At 64.4% G+C, this 19,763-nt stretch carries 16 protein-coding genes; 11 read left to right on the top strand and 5 right to left on the bottom strand.

Going from position 1 to position 19,763, the window contains the following annotated elements; translation table 11 throughout:
• Window positions 1–358: 358 nt before the first annotated feature.
• A complete protein-coding gene (locus BLP76_RS00595) occupies window positions 359–1,948 on the top strand; it encodes an MFS transporter (protein WP_244514329.1) in 1,590 nt (529 codons plus the stop codon).
• A 215-nt stretch (window positions 1,949–2,163) separates the two neighbouring features.
• Complete coding sequence (pncB, locus tag BLP76_RS00600) at window positions 2,164–3,468, top strand: nicotinate phosphoribosyltransferase (RefSeq protein ID WP_092808965.1); 1,305 nt, start codon at window positions 2,164–2,166, stop codon at window positions 3,466–3,468.
• A gap of 52 nt (window positions 3,469–3,520) precedes the next feature.
• On the opposite strand, the gene BLP76_RS00605 is transcribed toward pncB, so the two are convergent.
• Both BLP76_RS00605 and BLP76_RS00610 read right to left on the bottom strand, forming a co-directional pair.
• Complete coding sequence (locus BLP76_RS00605; protein ID WP_244514331.1) at window positions 3,521–3,892, bottom strand: HNH endonuclease; 372 nt, start codon at window positions 3,890–3,892, stop codon at window positions 3,521–3,523.
• A 47-nt stretch (window positions 3,893–3,939) separates the two neighbouring features.
• Window positions 3,940–5,418, bottom strand: a complete 1,479-nt coding sequence (locus BLP76_RS00610; protein ID WP_092809994.1) for an alanine/glycine:cation symporter family protein — start codon at window positions 5,416–5,418, stop codon at window positions 3,940–3,942.
• A 319-nt stretch (window positions 5,419–5,737) separates the two neighbouring features.
• Between BLP76_RS00610 and BLP76_RS00615 the strand changes: the two genes are divergently transcribed.
• Window positions 5,738–6,418 carry an HAD family hydrolase gene (locus BLP76_RS00615; RefSeq protein ID WP_092808967.1) on the top strand — a complete coding sequence of 227 codons (681 nt, stop codon included), beginning with the start codon at window positions 5,738–5,740 and terminating at the stop codon, window positions 6,416–6,418.
• Between the two features lie 42 nt (window positions 6,419–6,460).
• Here the strand turns inward: BLP76_RS00615 and BLP76_RS00620 are convergent, their stop codons facing one another.
• The 3 genes from BLP76_RS00620 to BLP76_RS00630 form a co-directional block, all read right to left on the bottom strand.
• Entirely contained in the window at window positions 6,461–6,688 is a 228-nt protein-coding gene (locus BLP76_RS00620; RefSeq protein ID WP_092808968.1) for a sulfurtransferase TusA family protein, read from the bottom strand.
• A gap of 179 nt (window positions 6,689–6,867) precedes the next feature.
• Window positions 6,868–7,578, bottom strand: coding sequence for an endonuclease/exonuclease/phosphatase family protein (locus tag BLP76_RS00625; protein ID WP_092808969.1), 711 nt, complete (start codon window positions 7,576–7,578; stop codon window positions 6,868–6,870).
• A 111-nt stretch (window positions 7,579–7,689) separates the two neighbouring features.
• Window positions 7,690–9,285 (bottom strand): phospholipase D-like domain-containing protein, encoded by a 1,596-nt coding sequence (locus BLP76_RS00630; RefSeq protein ID WP_170130375.1) that lies wholly within the window; start codon window positions 9,283–9,285, stop codon window positions 7,690–7,692.
• Between the two features lie 266 nt (window positions 9,286–9,551).
• Here BLP76_RS00630 and BLP76_RS00635 point away from each other — a divergent pair, with 266 nt between their 5' ends.
• The 8 genes from BLP76_RS00635 to feoB all read left to right on the top strand — a co-directional run bounded on the left by BLP76_RS00635 (window position 9,552) and on the right by feoB (window position 19,752).
• On the top strand, window positions 9,552–11,123 hold the full coding sequence (locus BLP76_RS00635; RefSeq protein WP_092808971.1) for an ABC transporter substrate-binding protein: 1,572 nt from the start codon (window positions 9,552–9,554) through the stop codon (window positions 11,121–11,123).
• A 373-nt stretch (window positions 11,124–11,496) separates the two neighbouring features.
• Window positions 11,497–12,444: an ABC transporter permease gene (locus BLP76_RS00640; RefSeq protein ID WP_092808972.1), complete on the top strand. Its 948-nt coding sequence runs from the start codon at window positions 11,497–11,499 to the stop codon at window positions 12,442–12,444.
• Entirely contained in the window at window positions 12,441–14,438 is a 1,998-nt protein-coding gene (locus BLP76_RS00645) for a dipeptide/oligopeptide/nickel ABC transporter permease/ATP-binding protein (protein ID WP_092808973.1), read from the top strand. The genes BLP76_RS00640 and BLP76_RS00645 overlap by 4 nt, the downstream gene beginning before the upstream one ends.
• A complete protein-coding gene (locus tag BLP76_RS00650; RefSeq protein ID WP_092808974.1) occupies window positions 14,435–15,424 on the top strand; it encodes an ABC transporter ATP-binding protein in 990 nt (329 codons plus the stop codon). The genes BLP76_RS00645 and BLP76_RS00650 overlap by 4 nt, the downstream gene beginning before the upstream one ends.
• A 221-nt stretch (window positions 15,425–15,645) precedes the next feature.
• Window positions 15,646–15,957, top strand: coding sequence for a hypothetical protein (locus BLP76_RS00655; protein WP_092809995.1), 312 nt, complete (start codon window positions 15,646–15,648; stop codon window positions 15,955–15,957).
• Window positions 15,958–15,976: 19 nt separating this feature from the next.
• Complete coding sequence (locus BLP76_RS00660; protein WP_244514333.1) at window positions 15,977–16,768, top strand: DUF4198 domain-containing protein; 792 nt, start codon at window positions 15,977–15,979, stop codon at window positions 16,766–16,768.
• A gap of 181 nt (window positions 16,769–16,949) precedes the next feature.
• Complete coding sequence (locus BLP76_RS00665) at window positions 16,950–17,213, top strand: FeoA family protein (protein WP_244514336.1); 264 nt, start codon at window positions 16,950–16,952, stop codon at window positions 17,211–17,213.
• Entirely contained in the window at window positions 17,206–19,752 is a 2,547-nt protein-coding gene (gene feoB, locus BLP76_RS00670; RefSeq protein ID WP_092808976.1) for a ferrous iron transport protein B, read from the top strand. The genes BLP76_RS00665 and feoB overlap by 8 nt, the downstream gene beginning before the upstream one ends.
• The last annotated feature ends 11 nt before the right edge of the window (window positions 19,753–19,763 follow it).

Below are 19,763 nucleotides of genomic sequence, written 5' to 3' on the forward strand. Positions count from 1 at the left end.
CTGAGCCTCTTCTGGTGGGATCAGTACGGCCGACCGATTCCCATCTCTCCCCGTGCCGCCCCCGAGGCATCTGCGTGTCGCTTTCCGGCAAGCTTGCAGAGGGTGTCTCGGGCATGGGGGCGGCGATGTTCGTGCGGGTGATGTTTCGGTCCGGTTGAGCCTGTCTTGATCCGTCAGGGCAGGCCGGTTGGGGCCGGTGTCATCGTCGCTTTGCTGGACATCGCAAAAATCCGCGAAATCTAGGTTCCTGGTGGACACGCCTGCGCGGCGTGCGAGCGAGCCGCTGAGCGACGACTTGGGGCGAAGGTCCGGCTGAAAAGCCGGGCGGAGACCTCGGGCGGGGTGAAGGCGGGGGGCGGTGATCGTGGTCAACGTGATCGCGCTGAACGTGAGCGTGGCGACGGTGATTGCGGTGACGGTGATCACGGCGAAAGTGATCACAGTGAAAGTGATCGCGGTGAAGATGGTCGCGGCGACATCGCCTGGCGAAATGCAGGCAGGCATCGGGGGAAACATGTTTCAGCTCGTCTCAAGCGTCTGGGCGCTTCTCTTCGGTGTCTTCCTGATCATGGTCGGCAACGGCATGCAGTCGACGCTGATGGGTGTGCGCGGCGATATCGAGGGGTTTTCGACGTTCGAACTTTCGCTCGTCACGTCGGGCTATTTCCTGGGCTTTCTGGTCGGCTCGCGCTGGACGCCGGAGATGATCCGCAAAGTCGGCCATGTGCGCGTCTTCGCAGCCCTCGGCTCCTTGATGTCGGCGGGGCTCATCGCCTTTCCGCTTCTGACCGATCCGTGGTCCTGGACGATCCTGCGCCTGATGCTCGGCTTCTGCCTGTCGGGGATCTATGTGACGTCGGAAAGCTGGCTCAACGACCGCGCCACCAACGAGACGCGCGGCATGCTCCTGTCGTCCTATATGGTGGCGCAGATGCTCGGCATGGTGGCGGCGCAGGGGCTTTTGAATTTCGGCGATGCGGCCGGTTTCTCCCTGTTCGTCTGGGCGTCGATCCTCGTCTCGCTCGCCTTCACGCCGGTGCTGTTGTCGGCCGTGCCGATCCCGGCCGTGCAATCGACCAAGGCGATGTCGCTGCGCCAGCTCTACGATCGCTCGCCGACGGCGGCGGTCGGGACGCTGGTGCTCGGGGGCGTGCTGGCGGCGCAGATGGGCATGTCGCCGGTCTACGGCGCCAAGATCGGGCTCGATGTGCGCGAGATCTCGGCGCTCGTCGCCGCCCTCTTCACCGGCTCGTTCCTGTTTCAGTTTCCGGTCGGGCGGATGTCCGATTTCATGGACCGGCGCGTCTTGATCCTGACGCTTTCGGCGGTCGGCGCGGTGACCTGTGGCGTCGCCTTCACGCTGTCGGGAAACCTGATCGCGCTTCTGGCCGCCGGTCTCGTCATGGGCGGGATGGCGAGCCCGCTCTACTCGCTCCTGATCGCGTATACGAACGATCACCTCGAACACGAGGACATGCCGGCGGCCGCGAGCGGCATGGTGTTCATCTATGGGGTCGGCGCGGTCGCAGGCCCGCTGATGACCGGCCAGGCGATGGATCTCGCCGGCCCGCAATTCTTCTGGGTCATCCTCGCCGTGTTCTTTGCGATCATCGCCATCCATACCGGCTGGCGCATGTCGCAGCGTCCGGCCCCGGCCGGCGATGATTCCGCCTATGTCAGCGTGCTGCCGAACTCGTCGACCGTCGCCGTCGAGGCGGCCTATGAATGGTACACCGAAGCGGCGTCGGAGAGCGACGAGGAGGAAGGCGGCGAGGCCAAATCGGACAACGGCGAGGGCACGCCGGAAACCGATGAGACGGCCTCGGATGGCGACGAGCCTGCCCCGGAGGCCGAGGAGCCGGCGCCGGAAAACCTGCAGCACAAGGAAGATTACGGGCCGGAATATGTGGACGACGACGGGAACGCGCCGCCCGAAAAGGATCGTTAGTCCGATCGTTTTCTGAGGTCATGTCGTCCGCTGGCGCCGGTTCGCCGTGCGCAAAACCCTCCCGGCGGGTTTCATCCCCCGGCACCGCCGCGGCTTTTTGGCTTTCGCCGTTTTCTCCACACACCAGGAATGCTTGACTGTGCCGCCCCCAGGCGCTTGCCTCGGGGCGACGACCCTTCTCCCCCCTGGCGTCGAAGAAGACGGAAAATCCTTGAATGGCGACGACCGATCTCGCGAGCCGCGTTTACGATCACACCTGGAAGCTCGATCCGATCGTCCGCTCCCTGCTCGACACGGATTTCTATAAGCTCCTGATGTTGCAGATGATCTGGCGTCTGCACCGCGACACCAAGGTGACCTTCTCGCTGATCAATCGCACCAGTCGCGTGAAGCTTGCCGAGGAGATCGACGAGGCGGAGCTGCGCGATCAACTCGATTATGCCCGCTCTCTCACCTTCACCAAGAAGGAGATGATCTGGCTCGCCGGCAATTCGTTTTATGGCCGCTCGCAGATCTTCGAGCCCGAATTCCTCGCCTGGCTCGCCAAATTTCGCCTGCCGGAATACGAGCTGAAGCGGGTGGACGGGCAGTTCGAGCTCGATTTCCACGGCCCCTGGACGCACACGACGATGTGGGAGATCCCGGCGCTCGCCATCGTCAACGAGCTCAGATCGCGCTCCGCCATGCGCCCGATGGGACGCTTTGCGCTCGATGTGCTTTACGCCCGCGCCAAGTCGAAGCTCTGGGACAAGGTGGAGCGGTTGCGCCAGCTGCCGAATTTGCGGCTGTCGGATTTCGGCACCAGGCGCCGGCATTCCTTTCTGTGGCAGCGCTGGTGCGTGGAGGCGTTGAAGGAGGGGCTGGGCGACGCCTTCATCGGCTCGTCGAACGTGCTTCTGGCGATGGATGCCGATCTGGAGGCGATCGGCACCAATGCGCACGAGCTGCCGATGGTGGAGGCGGCGCTGTCGCCCGACGACGCGGCGCTTCACGGCGCGCCTTACCGGGTGCTGCGCGAATGGGAGACGCTCTATGGCGGCAATCTCCTGATCGTCCTGCCGGATGCCTATGGCACGACGGCCTTCTTGAAGAATGCGCCCGATTGGGTCGCCGACTGGACCGGCTTTCGCCCCGATTCCGCCCCGCCCATTCCCGCCGGCGAGGAGATCATCGCCTGGTGGCGCTCGAAAGGGCGCGATCCCTCAGAAAAGCTTCTGATCTTCTCCGACGGCATGGACGTCGATACGATCGAGGAGACCTACCGGCATTTTTCCGGCAGGGCGCGCATGTCCTTCGGCTGGGGCACAAACCTCACCAACGATTTCCGCGGCTGTGCGCCGGAGCCCTGCGGGGCGCTCGATCCGATCTCGCTCGTCTGCAAGGTGAGCAGCGCCAATGGCCATCCGGTCGTCAAGCTCTCCGACAATCCGCGAAAGGCGAGCGGGCCGGAAGAGGAGATCGAGCGCTATCTGAAGGTCTTCGGCTCCAAGGGCCGCATCGACCGCGAGGTTTTCGTCTGAGGTTTTGCGGAAGCCCGCGCGGCTGCGTGGCGGGCCGGCCTGTCTGTCGCAATCAGCGCCGACGATGCGTCGGGGCGTGAAAATCCGGCGGCTTGTTGGCGATCCAGGCGAGAAATTTTTCAATCTTCGGATGGGCGGAGAGGGGCGTTCCCTCCGCCTCCATGCGGGCAAGATCCGCATTCGAGAAGACCGCATGCAGCGTGCGGTGGCAGATCGGATGGATCGGCACCGTCTCCCTCCCGCCGCGGCTTTTCGGCGTCGGATGATGCCATTCGACACGCCGTCCGAGCGGGCGCCCGCACAGCCAGCAGGTCTCGGCAGGATGATCACGCAAGGCCATGAGGCAGGCGAGATAGGCAATTCCGCCCGCAGAAAAAAGACATCCCCGGGCGGAAAGAAGCCGGGCGGAAGAAGGTGCCGGCACCGGTCCGACACCTCCGTTGATTAAAGCCGCTTCTTCATGATCGCGGGTCAGGCGCGGCCGGAAGCGGTCTCTTCGTCACCCGGCTCTGGGTCGGGTTTGCCGAGATCGCCATGCTTCGTCCAGATCGTGCCGTCGATCTTGCCGGCGAGCTCGGGATAGAAGTCGTTGTCGAAGGTCGGCTCTTTGCCCGCTTTCTTCTGCTTGAAGTAATCGTGCGTGAGCTTGGTGACCGTGCCCGACAAGGCGACGATGGCGATGAGGTTGATGGTGGCCATCAATCCCATGGAGGCATCGGCCGTGTGGAAGACGGTGCGCACCGATTGCAGCGATCCCCAGATCACCATCAAGAGCGCGGCGACGCGCAGGACGGTGAGCCCTCCCTTGCCGCCGAAACCGAGGAAGGTCATGGCGTTCTCGGCATAGGAGTAATTGCCGAGGATGGAGGTGAAGGCGAAGAAGAAGATCGCCACGGCGACGAAATAGACGCCCCAATCGCCGATATGGGCGGAGAGTGCGTTCTGCGTCAGCTCCGTTCCCGTCACCTCCTGGCCGGGCGTGTAGACGCCGGACAAGAGGATCATCAACGCGGTCGCCGAACAGATGAGAAGCGTGTCGATGAAGACGCCGAGCGCCTGCACCATGCCCTGGCTGGAGGGGTGGTGCGGATCGGGCGTGGCGACGGCGGCGATGTTCGGCGCCGAGCCCATGCCCGCCTCGTTGGAGAAGAGGCCGCGTTTGACGCCGTTGAGCAAGGCCGCGGCAAGGCCGCCGGTGACGCCGCCCGCCACTTCCTCGAGACCGAAGGCGCTTTTGACGATGAGCGCGAAGACCCCCGGCAATTCGGCATAGTGGACGATGAGCACATAGAAGGCGACGATGAGATAGGCGATCGCCATGAACGGCACGATGATCTCGGCCACCCGCGCGATCTGACGGATGCCGCCGAAGATGACGATGCCGGACAAAATGGCGAGGCCAAGTCCGATCCACAGTTTCGGAATGCCGAAGGCTGCCTCCACCGCATCGGCGATCGAATTCGCCTGCACGGCGTTGAAGACGAGGCCGAAGGAGAGGATCAGGAAGACGGAGAAAAGCCCGCCGAGCCAGGGCGCGCGCAGGCCGCGGGCGATGTAGAAGGCGGGCCCGCCGCGATAATCGCCGTCTTCGTTGCGCACCTTGTAGAGCTGGGCGAGCGTCGATTCCGCATAGGCCGTCGCCATGCCGACGAGGGCCACCATCCACATCCAGAAAATGGCGCCCGGCCCGCCGAGGGTCAAAGCCACCGCAACGCCGGCGAGATTGCCGGTGCCGACGCGCGAGGCGAGCGACACGGTGAGCGCCTGCAAAGGCGAAATGCCGGCTTTGTCGCTGGAGCGCGAGCTGCGCACGACGCGCAGAAATTCCGGAAAATGACGAAACTGAATGAAACCGAGCCTGAGCGTGAAAAACACACCGACGGCCAACAGGCCGTAGATGAGAACGTAACTCCATAAAATGTTGTTGGTGAAATCGATGACAGCGTCCAGCATCCGATCCCCTCGCTGAATGAGCCTCTGTTCTCTCCCGAGAAACCTTGCCTGGTGCGAAGTTTCTTAGTCCGCAAAGAAGGTAATTTCTAACTGCGGCGTGGGTTGCTTAGAGAAAGCTATAATGATGATAAAAACTGCATAGTTGCTCCCGTTTGGCGGGCTTTCGGGGCGCTTCGCAACGACGATACTGCATAAACGAGCCGTCGGGCGATGCCGCCAAGGTTCGTTCGCCAAAGGGCGCGCCCGGCAAGGTTTGGGGCGGATGGGCGCGTGACGACAGCGTGAATTGGCAAGAGAATCGTCCTAGTTTCGGCCGATGTCCTACCGCGTCATCCTCATCGATTTCGACAGCACGCTTGCCGACACAAGGCGATCGGTCGTTGCCTGCATGCGCCGGACGCTCTCCGAGTCCGGCTTTGCGATGCCGCAAGAGAAGAAGGTCGAGGAGGTGATCGCGGCGGGCCTGTCGCTCGATCAGGCCGTGGCGGTTCTGGTGCCGCAATTGGCGCCGGACGAGATCTCACGGTGCGTTGAAACCTATCGCGACAAGTATCCCGCGATCGACGCCGAACATACGCGGCTTTTTAAGGGGGCCCAGGAGACGCTTGCCGCCTTGGAAGAGGCGGGCATGGCGGTTGTGGTCTTGTCCAACAAGGGCGCGAGGGCCGTCGAGGCGACGCTGGCGCGCTTTGAAATCGAAGTGAGCGCCATCATCGCGGCGGAGCCGGGCGCGCCGATGAAGCCCGATCCGGCGGTCTTTCATGATCGGGTCGCGCCGCTTTTCGGCGCGCGGCCGCTGGGCGATTATCTGATGGTCGGCGATACGCGGGCCGACCTCGCCTTTGCGAAAGCTGCCGGCATTGCCGCCTGTTTCGCCCGCTACGGCTATGGCGAGGCCTCAGAATGCCTGGCGCTTTCGCCCGAGCATGTCATTGCAACGCTCGGCGAGCTCAAGGCACTCGTTGGGGGCCCGCCTGCGGTGAAAGAAGAGGCGTGAACGCTGTCTGGCCTCCCCGCAGGCCGTTCAAGTCAGTTCAAATCAGTTGCAGCGTTTGATGACGAAGGTGAAGACGTCGCCCTCCGTGCGCGATTCCATCAGTTCGTGGCCGCTCGTCTGACAGAAATCCTGGAAGTTTCTGACGGTGCCTGGATCTGTCGCGACGACTTCGAGCGTGCCGCCATTGGGCAGTTCTTCCAGGACCTTCCTGGCGCGCAAGAGCGGCAGCGGGCAATTGAGCCCCTTCGCGTCGAGAACCTGATCAGCCATATTTTCCTCCCGCCTTCCGGCCGCAATGCCGGTTGGGAATCAAATGGCCCTCGGCAAGGGGGTTGCCGACGTGACGCAATGGCACAGCGTGCCGTTTTCGAGGCCCCGATCCGGGCGTGCGCAGGCCGGTAAGGTGGCCGCGTGCGGCCGGTTTTTCTGGCGTCGCAGCGCAAACGAGGTCAGGCGTGCGCGGCGGCCGCCAGGTCGAGATCGGCGATCAAAGGTAGGTGATCGGAGGCGCGTCGTCCGGCGGGATCGACGAAGCTCTTCACGATGAGGCCGGCGGGGCGGCCATAGATCCGGTCGAGCGCCAGGAGCGGCAGATGTGCCGGAAAGGTGCGCTCCGGCGTGCGCTCCGGCAGCGCCGTGAGAAGAACGTGCCGCACGGCACCGCGCCACTGCCATTCGTTGAAATCGCCGAGCATGATGGAGGCAGCAGCTTCCGGCCGCGTGAGCTCGGCGGCGAGGCGCGCCTGATGGCGCCTTTCGGCAAAGCCGAGGCCGAAATGCGCGGCGACGACATGCAGCGGGCCGCCGGGCGTGTCGATGAGCGTGTCGATGACGATGCGCCTCTCGCGGCCTTCGATGGAGATGTCGTGGGCGCGGCTGTCGGCGAAGGGAAAGCGGCTGATCAGCATGTGGCCGAATTCGCCGTTGGGCGCGACGATCGTCTTCGCATGGGCCGCATGGGCGCCGAGACCATTGCCGAGCCCGTCGCCGAGCCCTGATGCGAGGTCGTCGAAGGCGGAGATCGCCTCAGCGGCACTGCGGCGTGAATCGACCTCCTGCAGCGCGACGATATCCGGATCGTGGGCTGCGACGATTTCCTTGACGCGCTCAAGGTTGCGCCGCCCGAGCCAAGGAGCGCCGCCATGGATGTTCCAGGTCATGACGCGCAGGCGCGTCTCTCGTCCCGGCTTTGCTGTCGTTTCGGAAGGCTCTCGTGTCTGCACCTGGGCATAAGCGGGGCCGGGCGCTGTGGTTCCGGGCGAGCTCCGGGCCTAGTCGCTTTTGCGGCGCCGATGCGGACTGCCCTTGCGCCGGATGCGCCCGAAGAGAGCGATCGGGCCGCGCGGATCGAACAGGCGGGTGCCGGGCATCAGCTTCTTGGCGCCATGCGTCGTCACCTCGGGAAAATCAATGAGGCGCTTGTCGCCGGTGTTGAGGCGGTCGATCACCTTCACCAGCGTGCCTTCTTCCGCACTCACCTGGGCGAGCGTGTCCGGTGTGCAATCGAGATGCTCGGCAAGCAGCCGGTCGCGCAATTTGCGGATGACTTTCCGGCAATCCTCGTCATGGGCTTCGATGGCGAGATCGCATTCCTTGTCGAGGCCGGTGGAGCGCCGGTTGAGGTTGGAGGAGCCCACCCGCAGCAGCCGGTCGTCGATGATGAGAACCTTGGCATGCACCATGATTTCCAGGTGCGGATCGACGGAGGCCACCGGATGATAGATGCCGAAGCGGCCATGGCGGTCGCACTGGCGCATGCGGCGGATCATGCGGTTCAGATTGCCGCCCATGAACCAGCCTTCGATCATGCCCTGATTGGCGCGCGTGATGACCGCGATGACCTCCGGCCCGTCCTCTTCGGCAAGCCGCTCTTCCAGAATATCGCCGACCTTGTCGTCGGAGAGATACTGGTTCTCGATATAGATCGTGTCGCGCGCGGATCTGAGAGCATCGAAGGTGAGGCTCTCGATCTCGCGCACCTCGCGGTCTTTCTCGATGGCGGGCACGGTGCGGGCGATGCCGATGTCGATATCGCTGAAATCCGGCTCAAGATCCTCCGGCCAGAGATCTTCGATGGCACCTGATCTGCCGTCTCCCGGCAGGTTTTCCGCCGACGGAATGGCCGCCTTCTCCTCCGTTGCCGCCTCCCAATGACCGCGGGCGAGCTCGGCGATCGAGCGGGAGACGGGTCCGTCGACCATCATCATCATATCGTGGATCGGATCGTACGAATTGCCGTTCACCGTCTGCCTCGCCGGCTCCTCCGGCTTGTGGCGGCTCGTATCCCAGCGGTTGATGGTGAGATCGATGCCGCCGACGAAAGCGAGCACGCCGTCGATGACGACGATCTTGCGGTGCTGCACGCCATAGGCCGGGTGATGGTTGTCGAGATGCAGCGCGATGCGCGGATGCTCCTCCCAATCGGCGCCGACGATGAGCGGCAGGGCGGCGCTCGGCGTGTGCACCGGCGACAGGTTCCAGATCAGGATCTGGACCTGAAGCGTCTCCTTTTCCTCCACCAGCGAGCGCAGCAGCGTGCCTAGCGTTTCGGAGCCTTCCTTGTCAGGGCGCAATTGCGCGCTCGCGTCGAAATCCCAGCCGATGATGAGGATCGAGTGCTTTGCCTTGCGGAGCGCTTCGTCGAGGCGGCGGAAGTAGGTGGCTCCGTCGATGAGAAGGCTTGCCCGCCGCGCCTTGTCGATGCGCCAGCAATTGTGCCCGGGCTGCAGGATGGGTTCGCTGCCGCCCGCGTCGTCGCGCGGCCTGCCTTCCTTCCCGGCATCTGCGGCGGGGGAGGCAGCCGGATTGGTGTCCTTGCCGTCTACGGACGGATTGGAGGCGTCGATATCGGTCGAGCTTGACGGCAAGAGGGCATCCTCACAGACGAGTGATGTGCTGATGTGCACGACATCTGCGGCGCGAGGGCGGCAACGACAAGGGGGCGCGGCAAGATCGTCGCAACTTCGGCCAGAGCCCGCCGACCACTGAAACCCACATTAGGTGGTGAAGCGCTTGCAATGTTTCGGCAATTCGGGATGCCCGGAGTTTCGTCGCGAAATCTGCACGCCGGCGGGTTTGCTTTCTCGCTATCGCTCGTGATGGAATGGGCGAACAGCGATGGAGGAAAATGCTGATGAGAGGTCTCTGGCGAACCGCCCTGTTCGGGCTTTGCGCGCTTGCTCTTGCCGCCGGTTTCGTGCCGAGCGCCGAGGCGCAGACGCCCCCGAATGTTCTCATCGTCGGGCAGATCGCCGAGCCGAAATCGCTCGATCCGCATGCGGTCACCGCGTCGAACGATTTTCGTATTCTCGTCAATCTCTATGACGGGCTGGTGCGCACCAAGGACGGCACGCTGGAGCCGGAACCGGCACTCGCGAAATCCTGGGACGTGAGCGAGGACGGGCTCACCTACACCTTCCATCTGCGCCAAGGCGTCACCTTTCACGACGGCACGCCGTTCAACGCCGAGGCGGTGAAATTCAATTTCGAGAGGATGCTCGACGAGGACCATCCCTATCACGACACGGGACCGTTCCCGCTCGCCTTCTTCTTCTCCTCCGTCGACGAGATCACGACGCCCGATGACATGACGGTGATCTTCAAGCTGAAGGAACCCTACGCGCCCTTCCTCTCCAATCTCGCCTATCCGACGGGGCTCATCGTCTCGCCCGAGGCGGTGAAGGAATACGGCAAGGATGTCGGTCGCCATCCGGTCGGGACGGGTCCGTTCAAGTTCGAGACCTGGGATTCCAACACCCGCGTCGTTGTCACGCGCAACGACGATTACTGGGACGGGGCCCCCTCGCTCGAGGCCGTCGTCTTCCGCCCGATCACGGACGCCAATACGCGCATCGCCGAGATGCTGTCGGGGGGCATCGACGTGATGGTGGAAGTGCCGCCGGACAATCTCAAGACGTTTGCCGACGATCCGACCTTCAAGGTCTACGAGCAGGCGGGGCCGCATCTCTGGTACGTCATCTTGAACACCAAGGACGGTCCGTTCGCCGACAAGCGCGTCCGCCAGGCGGTGAATTACGCCATCAACAAGCGCTCTCTGGTCGACGACGTGCTGCAGGGCACAGCCGAGGTCGCGGCCGGCCCGGTGCCGCCGGCTTTCGCCTGGGCGCACAATGACGACGTGAAGCCCTATCCCTACAATCCGGAAAAGGCGAAGGCGCTCCTGAAGGAGGCCGGCGTGGAGAACGCGGAGCTCACCTTCTACGTGACGGAGGGCGGCTCCGGCATGCTCGATCCCGTGCCGATGGGCACCGCCATCCAGGCCGATCTCGCCAAGGTGGGGCTCAATGCCAAGATCGAGAGCTATGAGTGGAACACGTTCCTGGCGCAGGTGAATCCGGGATTGGAAGGCAAGGCCGACATGGCCGAGATGGCCTGGATGACCAACGATCCCGATACGCTGCCTTATCTGACTTTGCGCTCCGATGCGCTGCCGGACGAGGGCGGCTTCAATTCCGGCTATTATTCCAACGAGAAGGTCGACGAGCTTCTGGAGAAGGCGCGCCGTGCCACCGATCAGGATGAACGCGCAAAGCTCTACAAGGAAGCGCAGGTGATCATCCACGACGACGCGCCGTGGATCTTCATCGCCAATTGGAAGCAGAACGCCGTGACGACGGAAAGGGTCGGAGGCTTTTCGCTGCAGCCCTCCTTCCTGTTGCATCTGAAGGGCGTGACGAAGCAGTGAGGCGCGTGGGAGCTCGCGGCTCGGCGTCGACATCGCCGGATCGGCCGAGGGCCGGCTGGATGGGGTCGTGCGTTGCGTCGGACGTACTTCTTGCGCCGTTCCTCTCCCCGTCGGGGAGAGGTGCCCGCGCAGCGGGCGGTGAGGGGGCGGGCTCGGAGCGTCCCAACCTCTCTCAATCTCGTCGAAACGCCGCGCCCTCACCCGCCAGCCCTCGCTTCGCTCGGTCTGCCGACCTCTCCCTGCAAGGGAGAGGAAGGACGCCGTGCCGTTGGGCCGCGCCGATGCACCATGTCCTCACCCTATCCGATAGCCGCCGAGAGCGGCCCTGCGCTCAAAGGCGAGAAGAGCGCTCGGGCAATGGGGGAGGGCGGCGATGATTGCCTATATCGGCCGGCGGCTTCTGGCCGCCATTCCCGTCCTCTTCGGCCTGTCGATCATCGTCTTTTTGATCATCGCGGCAATCCCGGGCGATCCGGCAACCGCGATCCTCGGCTCCTATGCGACGCCTGAGAATGTCGAGCGCTTGAACCGTCAGCTCGGCCTCGATCGTTCGCTGCCGGAGCAGTATCTCGTTTGGATCGGCAATGTGCTGCAGGGCGATTTCGGGCGCTCCTATTCGCTCAACCGGCCGGTGATCGACGAGGTGCTGGAGCGCTTTCGTGCCACGCTCATCCTCGCCGGCACCTCGCTCGTTCTGTGCTCGATTTTCGGGCTTCTCGCCGGCATCGTCTCCGCCGTGCGCCAGTTCGGCTGGGCCGATCGCATCATCACCTTTCTGGTGCTGATCGGCATTTCCATTCCCTCCTTCTGGCTCGGGCTTCTTCTCATTCTCGTCTTCGCCGTCGATCTCCGCTGGCTACCAGCGAGCGGTATGGAGGCGATCTATGGTGGCGGCGGACCGCTCGATCTCGCCAAACATCTGATCCTGCCGGCGACGACGCTCGCGGTCGTGGCGACGGGCGTCATCGCGCGCATGACGCGCGCCTCGATGCTGGAGGTTCTGCGCCAGGATTATATCCGCACCGCCCGCGCCAAGGGCTTGTCGGAGCGGCGGGTGATCTATCGTCACGCCTTCAAGGCGGCGCTCGTCTCCGTCATCCCGGTGATCGGCATCCAGGCGGGCTTCGTGCTGGGCGGCGCCGTCTATATCGAGACGGTGTTCCAGTGGCCGGGGATCGGGGACATGCTGGTGAAGGCGATCTCGACGCGCGACGTGCTCCTCGTTCAGGGCGGAGTGTTCGTGGTGGCGGCAAGCTACGTGCTCTTCAACCTCGCCGCCGATGTCGTGCAGGCGATGTTCGATCCGAGGCTGAAGCCATGAGCGTGGCGGAAGAGACCGGCGAAGAGGCCGCGCCGGCAGCCGCCGCGCGTTCGTCCAGGCCCGCCTCCTGGCGGCTCCTCGCCAACAATCGGCTGGCGGCTCTGGGCCTCGTGCTTCTCAGCCTCGTCGTTCTGGTGGCGCTGGCGGCTCCGCTCCTGCCGCTTGCCCCGCCCGATGCGACGGCGCCGGCGGAGCGGCTGCAGCGGCCGCTCGCGGCGGGGCATCTTCTCGGCACCGACCATCTCGGCCGCGATATTCTCTCCCGCCTCGTCTGGGGGACGCGGATCTCGCTGGCCGTCGGCATCTCGGCCTCGCTGATCGCCGCTTTCTTCGGGTCTCTCATCGGGCTCGTGGCCGGCTATGCAGGCGGGCGCACCGACCATCTGATGATGCGCGGCATCGATATGCTGATGGCGTTTCCGTACATCCTGCTGGCGCTGGCGATCGTCGCGGTTCTGGGGCCGGCGCTGTTGAACGCGCTTTACGCGATTGCCATCGTCAACATCCCCTTCTTCGCCCGCAACATTCGCGGCATCACTTTGGGGCTTGCCCGGCGCGATTTCGTCGAGGCGGCGAAGCTCTCCGGCAAGGGGCCGATCCGGGTGGTCGCGACGGAGATTTTTCCGAACGTGCTGCCGACGATCGTCATCGCGCTCTCGACCACCGTCGGCTGGATGATCCTGGAGACCGCGGGGCTCTCCTTTCTGGGGCTCGGGGCGCAGCCGCCGCAGGCCGATCTCGGCTCCATGCTGGGCGAGGGGCGGAAGCTTCTTTTCACCGCGCCTTACGTGTCGATCATTCCGGGCGTGATGATCTTCATCATCGTGATGAGCATCAATCTTCTGGGCGACGGCATCCGCGATGTGCTCGATCCGCGCCTGCGCTCCGGCGCGCTCGCCCATCCCTCGGCGCGCACGCAGGTGAAGCGGCGCAAGGTGCCGGAGATGCCGGCGGAGCAGGAAGGCGCGCTCGATGTTGTCGGGCTTCAAACCGAGTTTTCGATCGGGCGTGACGTCTTTCGTGCCGTCGGCGGGGTCGATCTGAGGCTCGGCAAAGAAGAGTGCCTGGGCCTCGTGGGTGAATCCGGCTCGGGCAAATCGGTGACGGCGCTGTCGATCGCGAGCCTCGTTCCCTCGCCGCCGGGCGCCATCGTCGGCGGGCGCGTGATGCGCGAGGGACGCGACGTGCTCGAAATGCGCGACGGCGAGCTCCGACGCCTGCGCGGCGGCGAGATCTCGATGATCTTTCAGGACCCGCTCTCAAGCCTGCATCCGCTGTTCACCGTCGGCGACCAGATCGCCGAGGCGGTGCGTGCCCATCAGCCGGTGAGCCGGGCCGAGGCCTGGGCGAAGGCGGTCGATCTTCTCGGCGCCGTGCAGATCCCGAACCCGAAAGAGCGGGCGAAAAGCTATCCGCACGAACTCTCCGGCGGCATGCGCCAGCGCGTGGCGATCGCGATCGCCCTCGTCAACGAGCCGGAGGTCCTGATTGCCGACGAGCCGACGACGGCGCTCGACGTCACCGTGCAGGCGCAGGTTCTGAAGCTGCTCGACGATCTGCGCCACGAGAAGCATACGGCCGTGCTCTTCATCACCCATGATTTCGGCGTCGTCTCGGAAATCTGCGAAAGGGTGGCGGTGATGTATGCCGGGCGCATCGTGGAGATGGGACGGACCGAGGAGGTGCTCGACGCGCCGGCGCATCCCTATACCCGCAAACTCATCGATTGCGTGCCGCTTCTCGACGATCCCGACCGGCGGCTCGATGCGATCGAGGGCCTGCCGCCGCCGCTCAACCGGCTGCCCGACGGCTGCGCCTTCGCGCCCCGCTGCCCGCGGGCGAAGCCCGATTGCCGGGCGGGCGACATTCCGCTCGGCGAGGTGGCGCCGGGGCGGATGGCGCGCTGCCTCTATCCGCTCGTCGACGATGCGGATGCCCCTGCAGACGCCCCTGCGGACACCCATGCGGACACCCATGCGGAGGCGGGGCAATGAGCGCGCTTTTGGAAATGAGAGGCGTCAAACGCTTCTTCGGCGGCGGCCGCACCTTGTTCGGCGCCGCGCGTCCGCGTGTGCATGCGGTGCAGGGCGTCGATCTCGCCGTAAAGGAGGGCGAGACGCTCGGTATCGTCGGGGAATCTGGCTGCGGGAAGTCGACGCTCGCGCGCATGCTCGTCGGCCTCGACCGGCCGTCGGAAGGCGAGATCACGCTCAAAGGAACGCCGCTCACCGGCTCTTTGGAGACGGCGCGCAAGATCCAGTATCTCTTCCAGGATCCGGTGGCCGCCCTCAATCCGCGCAAGACGATCCGCGCCATTCTGGAGGCGCCGATGATCCATCTTCTCGGCATGAAGAAGGAGACGCGCCGGGCGCGCATGGACGAGCTTATGGAGGCCGTCAAACTCTCGTCCGAGTTCCTCGACCGCTATCCGCACGAATTCTCAGGCGGCCAGGCACAGAGGATCGGCATCGCCCGCGCGCTTGCGGCGGAAGCGGAGATCATCGTTCTCGACGAGCCGGTCTCCGCTCTCGATGTCTCGGTGCAGGCGCAGGTCCTCAATCTTCTGGAGGATCTGAAGGGGCGGCTCGGCCTCACCTATGTCTTCATCAGCCACGACCTCTCCGTCGTGGGCAATGTGTCGGACCGGGTGGCGGTCATGTATTTCGGCCGCATCGTGGAGATCGCCGAAACCCGCGAGCTCTTCCGGCGCCCGCGCCATCCCTATACGAAGCTCCTCTTCGACGCGGCGCCGGTGCCGGGGCAAAGGCGCATCCGCCGCGAGGTGGAGCTTGCCGAACTGCCCGATCCTCTGAACCCGCCGCCGGGCTGTGCCTTCGCCCCGCGCTGCCCCCATGCGCAGGCGAAGTGCCGGGAAGAGCTGCCGACGCTCGATGTCGACCAGCCCTCGCCGACACAGGCGGCAGCCTGCTTCTTTCCGATTTCCGAGACCTCCGCCGAGGCGGCTCGCGAAACCGCTTGAGCGGGCGGCCTCAGCTTCAGTTTTGAACGCTTCTGCAAATGCGTGGCGAAAGCGCGCATCAGCCCTCCGTCGCATTGGAGGAGCTCTCAGATCATAATATGAGAATGAGAGTCAGGATGAGGTCGGGCGGCCGAGCTGACCTGCGCATGCGCAATCTCAACCAGCCGCCACCGTTACAAAGCCCTTTCGGAAAGGACGTAATCGTGAAGGTTCGCCACGAGATGAAAATCGGAGCCCTTATCGCTGCGGCGATCGGTTTCAGTGTCACGCCGGCTCTGGCGCATACGCCGCTCTTCTCCTGCTACGACAATGGTGACGGGACCGTCCTCTGCGAGGGTGGTTTCTCCGATGGCTCGTCGGCCTCCAACGTGCCGATCAAGGTCAAGAATGCGGACGGGGAAACCGTCAGCGAAGGCAAGATGGACGAGAACTCGGAATTCGAGTTCGACAAGCCGGACGGCACCTATTCCGTCCTCTTCGACGGGGGCGAAGGCCACCAGATCGAAGTCCCGGGCGACGAGATCGTCGAATAGCGAAGAGAAGCGGAGAACGATGATGAAGACGATCTTACTTGCTCTTGCCGCGTCTGCGGCTTTCGCGGCGAGCCCGGCGCTGGCGCATTTCCAGCTCGTCTATACGCCTGAGGTGAACCTGGAAAAGCCCGCCGATCTGCCGCTCAAGATGATCTTCTGGCACCCGATGGAAAACGGCCACGCGATGGATATGGGCGAGCCGGAAGAGTTTTTCGTGGTGTTCAAGGGCGAGAGGCAGGATCTGACGTCGACGCTTGAGCCGATCACCTTCCATGGCGCCGAGAACGAGGCGAAGGCCTACGAGGCGACGGTGCCGGTGAAGCGCAACGGCGATTACATCTTCGCCCTGGTGCCTGCGCCCTATTACGAGCAGAGCGAAGACATCTACATCCAGCAGCTGACGAAATCCTTCGTCAACAAGGGCGGCATTCCGACCGGCTGGAACGAACCCGTCGGCCTGCCGACCGAGATCGTGCCCTTGAACAAGCCGACCAACATCGTGGCGGGTTCGACCTTCTCCGGCGTGCTTCTTTCCGAGGGAAAGCCGGTGCCGGGTGCGGAGGTCGAGATCGAGTACATGGCGGCCGAGCCCGATGTCGATGCCGACAGGCCGGGTGAGCCGACCGCCTCGCCGATGCCGGGTGGCGCACTTGTCGCGGTGACCGATGCCGATGGCGAGTTCACCTTCGGCATTCCGAAGGCCGGCTTCTGGGGCTTTGCGGCGCTTGGCTCCGGCCCCGCCACCGAGCATGAGGGCAAGGAATTGAGCCAGGACGCGGTCATCTGGGTGCGGGCCTACGACCTCAAATGAAAATGACGTCTTCCCCGCCGTTTTGCCGGCGGGGAGGACGGTTCTGCGGGAAAACGGGTCGAGGATCGATATGACAGGGCAATTCTTCGGGATGCGCCGATTGCGTCGACGCCAGCGCCGACATTGCTCCGGATTGGGCCAGGAGGTGGGCCAAGGGATGTGCCAAGGGGCGGCCCAAGGCGTGGCCCGAGGCGAGGCGCCATGCGCCAGGGACGGCTTTTGCTCGCTCAACGATCTCGTGCCCGGAACCCATTGCCGGGTCGCCCGGCTGAAAGGCTGTGGCGCGATCCGACAGAGACTTCTCGATCTCGGCCTCGTCAACGGCGCCGAGGTGACGGTGATCCGCGCCGCGCCTCTCAATGATCCGATCGCCATTCGCGTCGGCAATGCGGTCTTGACGGTGCGCCGCGCGGAAGCGGCGACGATCGAGGTAGAACGTGACTGAGAAAACGGCCGGTGCGGCGGGGCGGCACCTGCGTGTGGCGCTCGCCGGGCAGCAGAATGCCGGCAAATCGACGCTCTTCAATGCGCTGACGGGCGTGGCCCAGCATATCGCCAATTATCCGGGCGTCACCGTCGACAAGAAGAGCGGCTTTTACATCGAGCATGGCCGGCGGGTGGAGGTCGTGGACCTTCCCGGCACCTACAGCCTGACGTCGTTTTCCTTGGAAGAGCGCGTCGTGCGCCGCTTTCTCTACGAGGAGCGGCCCGACGTCGTCGTCAACGTGCTCGACGCCTCCAATCTCCGCCGCGGGCTTTATCTGACGGCGCAGCTCATCGAGCTCGGCCATCCGCTCATCGTCGTCGTCAACATGATGGATGTCGCCGAGCGGCGCGGCCTGAAGATCGATCTGAATGCGCTGGCGCAGAAGCTGAAGGTGCCGGTCGTGGCCTCGATCGGGCGCAAGGGCGTCGGCCGCGAGGAGCTGCGCGCCGCGATCCGCCGCATCGCCGACGAGCCGGACATTTCCCCGGCGATTTCCGATGCGAGGCTCGATTACGGGGTGCTCGAAGAGACGATCGGCTGGGTCGAGGAACGGCTCGCCGATTCCTCCGGCCTCGATGCCGGCGCCGCCGTGCGCGGGCTTGCCGTCAAACTCGTCGAAGGGGATGCCGAGGCGGTCCGGCTCGTGCGCGAAGACGCCCGTCAGGCCGTGTTCCTGGAGGATGTCGCCGAGGCGCGCAAGAATTTCGAGAAGGCCGGCGATCTTTCGACCGGCGACCATGTCGCCGTCGTCCGCGACCGCTGGGCGGGCGAGATCGTCACCGCCTCAGTGAGGGAGAGCCGCAAGGGCGCGGTCTCCGCGTCGGAGCGCGTCGACCGGCTGCTTCTGCACCGCATTCTGGCGCCGTTCTTCCTCGTTCTGGTCGTCTGGGGGATCTACGAGATCTCCATCGTGCAGGGCTACGAGCTCACCAAGGTGACCTGGCCGTTTCTCGCCGCCTTGCGCAATTTCGCGGCGCAATGGCTGCCGGAGGCGGGGTTTCTCTACGACCCGCAGATCCGCTCTCTCGGCCTGTGGATGGTCGATTCCGCCAACACGCTTTTGAACTACGTGCCGATCTTCCTGATCCTCTTCGCGCTGATCGCGATTTTGGAGGATTCCGGCTATATGGCGCGGATCGCCTTCATTCTCGACCGGATCCTGCACCGCTTCGGCCTGCACGGGCAATCGACGCTGCCCTTCATCCTGGCGGGCGTCTTTGCCGGCGGCTGCGCGGTGCCGGGCGTGATGGCGACGAAGGGCATTCCGGACGAGCGGGCGCGGCTTGCGACGATCCTCACCGTGCCGTTCATGAACTGCCTGGCGAAGATCCCGCTCTATACGCTCCTCATCAACATCTACTTCGTCGAGGCGAAGGGGCTCGTTCTCTTCTATCTGTCGACGATCACGATCTTTGCCGCGCTCCTTGTCGCCAAGCTTCTTTCCGTCTCCGTGCTGCGCCACAAGGAGACGGCGCCCTTCGTGATGGAGCTGCCGCATTACCATCTGCCGACGCTGACGGGGGTGGTGCGCCGTTCGCTCGATCGCACCTGGCTCTATATCAAGAAGGTCGGCACCGTCGTCGTCGCCGTTTCCGTCGTCGTCTATGTGCTGTTGCAGTTTCCGGGCCTCAGCCCAGACCAGGAAGCGGTCTATGAAGGGCGGGCCGAGGCTGCGATCGCCGAATTCTACGACGAGATGGCGGGCAATTCCTATCTCGCCGCGGTGCCCGATCAGGCGGCGCTTACGGGCCTCGTCAACGTCTACACCGATTACCGCACCGAGAAGCTGATGGCGCAGGGGGCGGACGCCTCAAAGGCCGTCGATGCGCGCTACGAGACGAGCTATCCCGCGTTCTATCCGTTCCTGAAACGCTCCTCCGACAAAGAGGCGCGCGCCGCGGAGCGGGCGCTGAAGACGCTTGCGACGACGCGCAAGACGCTGAGGCGCGAGATGAAGGAGGAGCGGATCGTCAATTCGCTTCTCGGCCAGGTCGGGCGCAGCCTCGAACCGGTGACGCAATTTGCCGGCTTCGATTGGAAGATCAACGTGGCGCTGCTCTCGTCTTTCGCGGCGCGCGAGAGCTCGGTGGCGACGCTCGGCGTTCTTTTCCAGCCATCGGACGGCGAGACCGACACGCTCGAAGAGCGTATGGGCTCAGAGCAGCGCGCCGCCGGCTATTCGGCGCTCGGTGCCGTCGCGCTGATGCTCTTCTTCGCGCTCTATCCGCCGTGTCTTGCGACGACAATCATGGTGCGCGTGCAGACGCAATCCTATCGCTGGATGATCTTCTCCATCGTCTTCCCGACCTTCCTCGGCCTGAGCGTGGCGAGCGCCATCTTCACGCTCGGCGGCTATTTCGCCCTGTCGGGCCTTCAGACGCTGACGATCACTTATTTCACGGCTTTCGCTGCGGTCCTCGTCGTCGGCCTCTTCAAGCGCCCCTTCGGCCGGGTTCTGCCGCCGCCGGGTTATTCGCCACGAGGCGCCGTATCATGAGGGGAGAGAGA

Source organism: Afifella marina DSM 2698 (genome assembly GCF_900102695.1).
Taxonomy (GTDB): domain Bacteria; phylum Pseudomonadota; class Alphaproteobacteria; order Rhizobiales; family Afifellaceae; genus Afifella; species Afifella marina.